The following is a 2,444-nucleotide window of genomic DNA, read 5'->3' on the forward strand; positions in this document are numbered from 1 at the left end:
GAAAATTTGGGTTGAAAACCTCGCCCTTTAGGGCGACTTTATGTTAGCATTAAATTGAGTCGTTGACTTTGGGAACGCAGGAAACAAGCGACACTCCGTAATCCCTAAATCTCTAACCATCACTGGTACAAAAGCTTTCATAGTAAGTCCACATGGTAAGAGCGAAAAACAATTAAATACTGTGGGACACACAGAAATTTACGCTTGGGGAGTAGTCTTTAAGAGTGCTTGCCTTGTAGGTGTAGTCGGACTAGACATGAAACTGTAAGACCAAAATTAGCTTTGCTAGTAGCGGCAAGATTCAGCCCAAGAATCTCCGCACTTTTAGGGCGGAGAGTGTCAAAAATTGAGTAGTTATCTCCTAAGTAATTCGTTTAACAAAGGCAATTATGGATATTTTGACACTTGGTTGGGTTAGCATTCTCGCCCTGTTCACTTGGTCGATCGCCATGGTGGTTTGGGGTCGTAACGGTTTCTAGGTAATCTATAGATACCATGGAAACATCCTTGATTCTGAACACTCTCTTTCTAGTCGCCTTAATTCTCCTCGTTATCGTCAGTGGTGGCATTCTCTACCTGACGACTACAGAATGGCGCGATCGCCGTCGTCAAGATGGCGATAAAAAATTAGGAAAATAAATAATTCTGAACAGGTGTACTTAATTACGCCTGTTTTTCCTTTACTATGATTAAAATACTGCACTTATCGGATATTCACATGGGGAGCGGTTTTTCCCATGGACGTTTAAATCCAAAAACGGGATTAAACACGCGTTTAGAGGATTTTATGGGCAGTTTAAGCCTCTGTATCGATCGGGCTATTGCCTCCCCTGTGGATCTAGTGCTTTTTGGGGGAGATGCCTTTCCCGATGCCACTCCTCCTCCTTTTGTTCACGAAGCTTTTGCCAGTCAATTCCGTCGTCTTGCCGATGCTAATATCCCGACGGTGTTATTAGTAGGTAATCACGATCAACATTCTCAGGGTAATGGCGGTGTCAGTCTCTCCATCTATCGTACCCTAGCGGTGCCGGGGTTTATTGTTGGCGATCGCTTGACCACCCATCGCATCACCACCCGCAACGGCGATATCCAAGTCATTACTTTACCCTGGTTAACCCGGGCCACTCTCTTAACCCGTCCCGAAACCGAGGGTTTATCCTTGAGTGGGGTAAATGAATTATTAATTAACCGTTTAGAACCGGTTTTAGAAGGAGAAATTCGCCAATTAGATACAAGTTTACCAACAGTTTTATTAGCCCATTTAATGGCCGATCGAGCTAGTTTAGGAGCAGAAAGATTTTTAGCAGTTGGTAAAGGTTTTACCGTGCCTTTATCCCTGCTAAATCGTCCACAATTCGAGTATGTTGCCCTCGGTCATGTTCACAAACATCAAAATCTTAATCCTAGCAATGATCCGCCTATTGTCTATCCGGGGAGCATTGATCGAGTGGATTTTAGTGAGGAGAAAGAAGATAAGGGCTATGTTTTAATAGAAGTGGCTAAAGGAGAGGTTAAATGGGAATTTTGCCCTTTACCCGTGCGTACTTTCCGTTCCATCGAAGTGGATGTTTCCGAGGCAGAAAACCCCCAAAAAGAATTGCTGAAAGCTCTGAAAAAATACGATATTCAGGAAGCAGTTATCCGCTTAGTTTATAAAATTCGCAGTGAGCAATTAGAACTAATCAACACCAATCAGCTTGATGAGGCGTTAAAACCTGCCCATAGCTATAGTATTCGGGCGGAGTTAATTAGTCAATTAACCCGTCCCCGTTTACCGGAATTAGGGGTGGGTAATCAATTAGATCCGATGGAAGCGTTAAAAGCTTATATCGATAATAAGAAAGATTTGCGCGATATTGTTGATGATATGTTAGAGGCAGCCCAGCTTTTATTAAATCAACAGCCAGAAATTTGGCTAGAGGAAGAAACCTCGATTTAGCTATCAGTTATCAGTTATCAGTTGTCGGTTATCAGTTTACTGTTTACTGTTTACTGCTCACTGAAATATCTTCCCTATCCCTGTTTAAACCAGCTATGAGTTTATGTCTTAATCCTGATTGTCTTCATAACAATAATCCTACAGATAAATTCTGTCAAAAATGTCGCTTTCAATTATTACTCAAAGATCGTTATCGTGCTATAAAATTAATTGGTCAAGGAGGTTTCGGTAAAACTTTTCAAGCAATTGATGAGGATAAACCTTCTAAACCTTATTGTGTGATTAAACAATTTTTTCCTAGCACTCAAGGCAGTAATGCTCTCAAGAAAGCGGCGGAATTATTTAAAGAAGAAGCGATTAGTTTAGATAATCTCGGTCAACACCCACAAATTCCCTCCCTCTATGCCTATTTTACCAGCAATGATGGGCGACAATATCTTGTTCAAGAATATATTGAGGGAGAAAATCTAGAACAAGAATTACAAAGCGAGGGAGTTTTCAATGA

Annotated in this window: 4 protein-coding genes; all 4 read left to right on the top strand. The window is 41.3% G+C overall.

From position 1 onward, the window contains the following. Positions 1–389: 389 nt before the first annotated feature. Entirely contained in the window at positions 390–479 is a 90-nt protein-coding gene (petN, locus tag PX484_RS13240; RefSeq protein ID WP_012265708.1) for a cytochrome b6-f complex subunit PetN, read from the top strand. Positions 480–495: 16 nt separating this feature from the next. Beyond that, positions 496–639: a hypothetical protein gene (locus PX484_RS13245; protein ID WP_002736416.1), complete on the top strand. Its 144-nt coding sequence runs from the start codon at positions 496–498 to the stop codon at positions 637–639. A 46-nt stretch (positions 640–685) separates the two neighbouring features. Continuing rightward, a complete protein-coding gene (sbcD, locus tag PX484_RS13250) occupies positions 686–1,939 on the top strand; it encodes an exonuclease subunit SbcD (RefSeq protein ID WP_287766947.1) in 1,254 nt (417 codons plus the stop codon). A gap of 95 nt (positions 1,940–2,034) precedes the next feature. Then, positions 2,035–2,444, top strand: a 410-nt coding sequence (locus PX484_RS13255) for a protein kinase domain-containing protein (RefSeq protein WP_288104190.1), incomplete at its 3' end; no start/stop codon positions are given.

Source organism: Microcystis sp. M49636_WE2, from assembly GCF_030065375.1.
In the GTDB taxonomy this organism is placed as follows: domain Bacteria; phylum Cyanobacteriota; class Cyanobacteriia; order Cyanobacteriales; family Microcystaceae; genus Microcystis; species Microcystis aeruginosa_C.

Bases quoted from the DNA above. Each gene is read 5' to 3' on its own strand.
- PX484_RS13245 (WP_002736416.1), top strand. From the start codon at position 496: ATGGAAACATCCTTGATTCTGAACACTCTCTTTCTAGTCGCCTTAATT.
- petN (WP_012265708.1), top strand. From the start codon at position 390: ATGGATATTTTGACACTTGGTTGGGTTAGCATTCTCGCCCTGTTCACT.
- sbcD (WP_287766947.1), top strand. From the start codon at position 686: ATGATTAAAATACTGCACTTATCGGATATTCACATGGGGAGCGGTTTT.